Annotated in this window: 8 protein-coding genes; 3 read left to right on the plus strand and 5 right to left on the minus strand. The window is 47.9% G+C overall.

Annotated features, from left to right (window positions below):
- From DXA57_RS17390 to DXA57_RS16645, 3 genes are all read left to right on the plus strand, one after another.
- On the plus strand, window positions 1-227 hold a 227-nt coding region (locus tag DXA57_RS17390), incomplete at its 5' end, for a hypothetical protein (RefSeq protein WP_207661544.1).
- A 139-nt stretch (window positions 228-366) separates the two neighbouring features.
- Window positions 367-1,320: a TIGR01212 family radical SAM protein gene (locus DXA57_RS16640; RefSeq protein WP_117768380.1), complete on the plus strand. Its 954-nt coding sequence runs from the start codon at window positions 367-369 to the stop codon at window positions 1,318-1,320.
- A 6-nt stretch (window positions 1,321-1,326) separates the two neighbouring features.
- Window positions 1,327-1,860, plus strand: coding sequence for a DUF4364 family protein (locus tag DXA57_RS16645; RefSeq protein ID WP_117768381.1), 534 nt, complete (start codon window positions 1,327-1,329; stop codon window positions 1,858-1,860).
- A gap of 110 nt (window positions 1,861-1,970) precedes the next feature.
- On the opposite strand, the gene DXA57_RS16650 is transcribed toward DXA57_RS16645, so the two are convergent.
- From DXA57_RS16650 to DXA57_RS16670, 5 genes are all read right to left on the minus strand, one after another.
- Window positions 1,971-3,284: a replication-associated recombination protein A gene (locus DXA57_RS16650; RefSeq protein WP_117768382.1), complete on the minus strand. Its 1,314-nt coding sequence runs from the start codon at window positions 3,282-3,284 to the stop codon at window positions 1,971-1,973.
- Window positions 3,285-3,339: 55 nt separating this feature from the next.
- On the minus strand, window positions 3,340-4,095 hold the full coding sequence (locus tag DXA57_RS16655) for a polysaccharide deacetylase family protein (RefSeq protein WP_243005825.1): 756 nt from the start codon (window positions 4,093-4,095) through the stop codon (window positions 3,340-3,342).
- 128 nt (window positions 4,096-4,223) lie between these two features.
- On the minus strand, window positions 4,224-4,802 hold the full coding sequence (locus DXA57_RS16660; protein WP_117768384.1) for a hypothetical protein: 579 nt from the start codon (window positions 4,800-4,802) through the stop codon (window positions 4,224-4,226).
- Window positions 4,803-5,123: 321 nt separating this feature from the next.
- Entirely contained in the window at window positions 5,124-5,837 is a 714-nt protein-coding gene (locus tag DXA57_RS16665) for a LytR/AlgR family response regulator transcription factor (protein WP_117768386.1), read from the minus strand.
- Window positions 5,838-5,950: 113 nt separating this feature from the next.
- Window positions 5,951-7,001, minus strand: a 1,051-nt coding sequence (locus tag DXA57_RS16670) for an Ig-like domain-containing protein (RefSeq protein WP_199612770.1), incomplete at its 5' end; no start/stop codon positions are given.

The raw sequence follows: 7,001 nt of genomic DNA on the forward strand, positions 1-7,001 counted from the left end.
GCCAAACAGGAAGAAGGAGCGATTTACGCAGTAAATCAGCGGATTCTGAGTGTTTGTTAAATTGCGTGAGCTGCTTTGCAGCGGAGCAATTTATAGGTATTATACGAAGCTTCAAAGGTCGAAAAGCCGGGCGGGCTTGCACGCCAAGGCTTTTGAACTTGGAACCCGCCAAACAGGAAGAAGGAGCGATTTACGCAGTAAATCAGCGGATTCTGAGTGTTTGTTAAATTGCGTGAGCTGCTTTGCAGCGGAGCAATTTATAGGTATTATACGAAGCTTCAAAGGTCAGAAAGCCGGGCGAGCTTGCACGCCAAGGCTTTTGAACTTGGAACCGCAGGTATGACACACGAAGGGAGTTTCTGTCTTATGACTGTGAAAAAAACGGCAGCCTCCACACCGCTCTGGGGTGAAAAGCCTTATCGTTCCCTGGATTATGAGTGGAAAAAGCAGTACGGTGAAAAAATATACAAAGTCTCCTTAAACGGCGGCATGACCTGTCCAAACCGGGACGGCACCGTAGGAAAAGGCGGCTGTATTTTCTGCAGTGCCGGAGGAAGCGGTGATTTTGCCGCAGATGCCCGGCTTTCCATCAAGGAACAGATCGAATCACAGGAAAAAAAGCTTCGGACAAAATTTCCTGCAAAGCATTTTGTTGCTTACTTTCAGGCTTATACCAATACGTATGCGCCTGTAGAATATCTCAAAGACCTTTTCACAGAAGCGATCTCCCATCCGGATATCGTTGCCCTTTCCATCGGCACCCGGCCGGACTGTCTGCCTCCGGAGGTACTGGAGCTTCTTTCTTCTCTGAATCAGATCAAGCCGGTCACTGTGGAGCTCGGCCTGCAGACCATCCATGAGCGGACAGCAGCTTTTATCCGCCGGGGCTATCCGCTTCCCTGCTTTGAAAAGGCCGTCCGGGAGCTTCGGGATCGCGGAATTTCTGTCGTCGTCCATACAATCCTGGGACTTCCGGGAGAGACCGAGGAGGATATTCTTGCCACGATCCGTTATCTCAATCATCAGGATATCCAGGGGATCAAGCTGCAGCTTCTCCATGTTCTGAAGGGAACCGATCTGGCAGCCTGGTATGAAGATCCCGGCTTTCCGGTTTTCACGGAGGAACAGTATGTGGATCTGGTGATCCGCTGTATCGAAGAGCTTTCCCCAAAGATCACGATCCATCGCCTCACCGGAGACGGTCCAAAAGAGCTTCTCATCGCACCGCTCTGGAGCAGCCGGAAGCGCTCGGTCCTCAACGAGATCCATCGACAGCTGAAGCTTCGCGGCTCCTGGCAGGGAAAATCTTTTTTATCATAAGGAGGAATTATGGCTGAACCTTTGACTTTATACAAGCTCATCATCTTATATATGCTGAAAAAAGTGGCTTTTCCGCTGACCAACGCCCAGATTTCCGAATTCGTCCTTGACCAGGAATATACCACTTATTTCACACTCCAGCAGGCCATTTCCGAGCTGGTGGAAGCGGGACTGATCCGTATGGAAACCATCCGGAATACCTCCCAGTACTATCTGACGGAAGACGGTGACATGACGCTCGGCTATTTCTCCCAGAAGATCTCCACCCCCATCCGCGAGGACATCGATCGCTATATCCAGGAAAATAAAATGGCCCTCCGGAATGAGGTGGCCATCGTTGCCGACTATTATAAAAACACCTCCGGCGAATATTCCGTTCACTGTGAGGTTAAAGAGAAAAAGGGAGATCTTCTGGATCTCACCATCAGTGTTCCGGACAAAGAACAGGCCATTGCCATGTGTAACCACTGGGGCAAACGCTGTCAGGAAATCTATGAATATGTGATGCGGACACTTCTCACAGAGACAAAATCCGAATAAAAAATGCCAGGTGCAGATTTTTTGAACGCAGATCGCGAAGCGACTGCGTTCATGAGCAAGTAGCGAAGCGGATTGCGAATGTCCGCTTTACACTGCTGCCTGGCATTTTTTTATTCGTGGATCCACTCCAGATACTTCTCGATCTCTTTTTCATAACCGTTCCCGCTGGGCCGATAAAATTTTGTCTCTCCCAGTTCTTCCGGCAGATAGCGTTGATGGGAAAAGTGTTTCGGAAAATCATGGGCATATTCGTAGCCGATGCCATGTCCCAGCTTTGCCGCTCCCGGATAATGTGCATCCTTTAAGTGGACAGGCACCGTTGCTTTTCCGTTTTTCACTGCTTCCATAGCCTCATAGATCGCATTGGTGGCTGAATTGCTCTTTGGTGCAGTAGCTACATAGAGTGCCGCCTGTGCCAGGATCAGCTGTGATTCCGGCATACCGACCCGCTCCACCGCCTGAGCTGCTGCCACCGCTACCTGAAGTGCCTGAGGATCCGCATTTCCCACATCCTCTGACGCACAAATCATGATCCGTCGGGCAATAAAGGTCACACTTTCCCCTGCATAGAGCATCCGTGCCAGATAATAGACTGCTGCATCCGGATCTGAGCCCCGCATGCTTTTGATAAAGGCAGAGATCGTATCGTAATGATTGTCCCCTGTTTTATCGTACTGCACCACCCGCTTCTGGATACACTCGGAAGCGACCTCTCTGGTGATATGGATTTTTCCATCCGCACTGCGTTCTGTTGTGAGGACGGCCAGTTCAATGGCATTCAGGGCTTTTCTGGCATCTCCGCCTGCAATATCCGCCAGAAACTCGCCCGCCTCCGGCTCCAGTACCGCTTCATAGGCCCCCATTCCCCGTTCCCGGTCATAAACCGCCCGGTTCAGAAGCACCAGCACATCTTCTTTTGTCAACGGCTTCAGTTCAAAGATCACGGAACGGGAGATCAACGCACTGTTCACTTCAAAATAGGGATTCTCCGTGGTCGCGCCGATCAGAATCAACGTTCCATCCTCCACAAAAGGAAGAAGATAGTCCTGCTGTCCCTTATTGAAACGGTGGATCTCATCCACGAAAAGGATCGTCTTTTTCTGATACATGCCAAGCATATCCTTCGCCTTTGCCACCACTTCTTCCATATCTTTTTTTCCTGCTGAGGTCGCATTGATCTGTGTGAATTCCGCACTGGTGGTGTTGGCGATCACTTTGGCCAGAGTCGTTTTTCCCGTTCCCGGAGGACCGTAAAAAATGATGGAACTCAGCTTGTCTGCCTGGATCGCCCGGTAAAGCATCTTGTCTTTCCCGATGATATGCTGCTGCCCCACCACTTCATCAAGCGTTCTCGGGCGTATTCTGGAAGCCAGCGGGGCTTCTTTTTTCATCGTATTACTTCTTGCATATTCAAATAAATCCATAGCTGTTCCTTTCTTCTGTATGTAAAGCGGACATTCGCAAGGTCTCCGCTCCGCTTCATAGTATCAGTTCTTCCACTGTCACAAAGCGAAACCCTCTGCTTTTCAGGATATCAATGATCGCAAGAGCCGCTTTCACCGATGAAGCGTAGCAGTCGTGCAGCAGGATCACATCTCCGTCTTTTACCGTTTCTGTCCCGCGGCGCACCACATCACTGACATTTTCCGTTGTCCAGTCCAGAGTATCCACAGTCCATAGCACCGGAAAGAGATTTAATCCACATTCCAGGCTTTTTTTCCACTCTCCGAAGGGCGGTCTTATGTACTCCACCGGTTTTCCTGTAATTGCAAAGATCCGTTCCGATGTCTTCCGAATCTCCTCACAGGCCGCCTCTTCCGGCAAAGCAGTAAGCTTCACATGACTGTATGTATGATTGCCAATGAGATGACCTTCTTCCGCCATGCGCCGGATGATCTCCTCCTTACCGGAAATATTTTCCCCGATGAGAAAAAAGGTCGCCTTCACTTCCCGCTCCTTCAAACCATCTAAAAGCAGCGGCGTATATATTTTGTGCGGACCGTCGTCAAAAGTGATGGCCACCTGTGGCGGCAGCTCCTGTGCTTCGGCCTCTCTCTTTTCATCCGAAGCTGCACTTCTGTCTCCTGTCTCCCCGCCGTTTTCCCGCTCTTCCACTTCACAGACAGCCTCCGCCGTTTCCGGCTGTCGTATTCCAGCTTTTTGTCCCTGCCATCCGGATGCTGCCAGGAAGAAAAACGCCACAAGCAAAAACAGATATCGCTTTCCAGACTTCATCAATACTGCCATCCATGATCTGTCAGTCTGATTATATGAAGGGGAGAGCAGACATATGCCCGCCCTCCCCTGTTACGCTTGGGATTTTTCACCTGTATCTTCCGCTTTTCAGAGCTGTCTGTCGTTGCTTATTCTTCTGAGGAGTCTGAAGGTTCTGTCTTTCCTGTTTCATCTGCCGTTTCCACAGGATCGATCCCCCTGCTTTCCTCTGTCTCCGGTTCATCCTCAACCGGTTTTACCATCGCTGCCTTCTCACGGATGGAAATTTCTTTTTTCTGCACGGGAGCCTGCTTCTTCCGGATCTTCTCCGGATGCTGGAACTCCATACGGAATTTCTTTTTTGCTGTGAGAGTGTACGCATAAACCACCAGACCGATCATGCCGACATTGCTGGCGCCTCCCTGGCCTGCGAAGATGACAAATACCAGAATTCCCATATATCCGGCAAAATCCATAGCCGCATATTTTTTATAGGATGTCTTCTGATCTTCGGTAACACCCTCCAGAAGCTTTGTCAGCTTCGGTTCCAGAATATCTGTCACTGCCCAGTAGCCTACCAGATAGAGACAGGCGATCAGCTGAAATGCCCGGATGCTGAGCCAGCCCATAAAAGTACCGCCGATCATGATCACGATCACGATTACTAGGGCGAGCAGCGTAAGCAGGCTGATCTTTTTGTGAATCCTTTTCCGCTCTTCCTTATCCATTTCTTTTCCCTTCTGCCGCATTTTTACGGCTGTTTGCTAAAGGAAAGGATAACACAGCCGTCTCCAAAAGTAAAGCATAGTATCTGTCGGAAAGAAAATTCCTGTAAGCACAGAAAAGCCGCATGCAGGATAACTCCCACTGCGGCTTTTCTGACCCTGTTGCAAAGAAAATCTTCACGCTCCTGCCGGGGTTGCCAGATGTAAAACTCTCTTTCCCTTTAAAAACTCTCTTTCCCTTTCGAGAAAGATTATAACAGAAAAAATCGGTCTCTTGACAATCTTTGCACAATCGGCATGTTTATAAGCATAATCGTCGTTTTCTTATTTTTTCCTGCTGAGAAAATACCGGTTATAGCTATCCACGATCTCTTTTCTTCCCCGGACACGGATTGGAACCATTGTCCCGTTCTTCAGAATAAAGTCTTCCTTCACATCTGCCACCTGATCCATATTGACCAGATAACTCTGATGACAGCGCAGAAAACGTTTCTCTCCGATCCGGCTTTCGATATCGCCCAGCTTGTCCTGCGTAACGATCTCACTTCCATCCTGCAGATGAAGCGTGACCATATGACGGTCGCTGTCGATATAAAGAATATCATCGGTATAAGGATAACGGAACTGCCGTCCTGTTTTTACCGCCACCCGGTTCCTGTCATTCGTTTTCAGTGTTTTCTCCAGGAGCCTTACCAGCTGAGAAGCCGAAAACGGCTTGAGGATATAACCGGATGCTTCCACTTCGTAGCTTTCCACTGCAAAATCAGGCGAAGTGGTCAGAAAGACAATGGAAGCCGTACAGGATAACTCCCGGAGCTTTGCCGCCGTCTCCATTCCATTCATTCCGTTCATAAAAATATCCAGAAACAGAAGATCCATTTCAAGATATCCCTCTTCCACATCCGCAGTAAGCGCCTTTCCCGAGCTGTACTCTTCTACGAGAGCCTCTTCTTCCCGGTCTTCGAAATATTTTTCAAGAAAATGTCTCAATATGCTCCGATCGATCTCCACATCATCACATATTACGATCTTTTTCATCTTATCGCCCTCAATATTCTGTGATTTCAGATGGGTAAGCTGTTTTTTCCCACTTCTTTTCATTATAGCATACTGGTCAGGGCAAAGTCAAAAATATTTCGGCCTATCCTCATTTACTTTACAGTTATTTTTACTTTCTTATATCTGCCATTAGCTGCTGATACATAAATATAACAGGTTCCTTTGGCTTTTGCTTTAACTGTTCCTTTGTTTGTGACAGTCGCAATTTTTTGATCCGTAGATGTGTAAGTCAATTTTGCAATATGCGACAGCAGTTCTTTTTCACTGTTCACAGAAACAATTTTTGCATTCAGATTTTTGGTCTTTCCTTTTTTCAGAGTAATGCTGCTGCTTTCCACCGTTACCTTTTTTGCATTGGTGTTGCTGCCTCCTGCTGTGGCAATATGAATGGAATTCGACTGTTTCAGGTAAGTTTTTTTACCGTTAACCATCTTATAGGCTTTTACATAGTACCGATAGCTGGATGCTTTTTTCAATCCCTTTATTGTGGTAACATAGGCAGAGCCTTTTTTAATTGTTTTCAGAAGGGGAGCCTTTTTACTTCCTCTGCAGTTTACACCATAAATTTCATATCCGTCTGCGCCTTTGATTTTTGTCCAGGCCAATTTAACTTTTGTACTGGAAGCATTTCCTTTCAAGCGCATAACTACTACGCTGGTCTTATTCTGTGCAGGTTTTGCAGGCTTTTCAGTCTCCGGCTGCTTCTCGGTCTCGCTTTCCGGCTGCTTCTCGGTCTCGGTTCCCGGCTGTTTCTCGGTCTCGGTTCCCGGCTGTTTCTCGGTCTCGGTTCCCGGCTGCTTCTCGGTCTCGGTTCCCGGCTCGGTTTCCGGCTGTTTTGCTTTTCTTGCTACAAGATAGAAAGAACCGCCCTGCATCATTCCGCTGGACATAAAGGTATTATCTAACGCAAAAACAACCTCATTCGCTCCTTCATTTTTTGTCATTCCTACAATCTCATAGCCATCTTTTACCTTGAAGCTACTTACATCTGCTGAATCTGCAATCGTTTTATACTTCAGCTGATGTACATAACCGGATTCTTTGTGTGCATAGGTTGTCTCGCAGGTCACACTTACTTCCTTCTTGCTGCTTTCGTCTACTTCATATCCTTTGTTTAAGCTTTCATCCAGATACTCTACATAA

Source organism: Blautia sp. OF03-15BH, assembly GCF_003463065.1.
In the GTDB taxonomy this organism is placed as follows: domain Bacteria; phylum Bacillota; class Clostridia; order Lachnospirales; family Lachnospiraceae; genus Limivivens.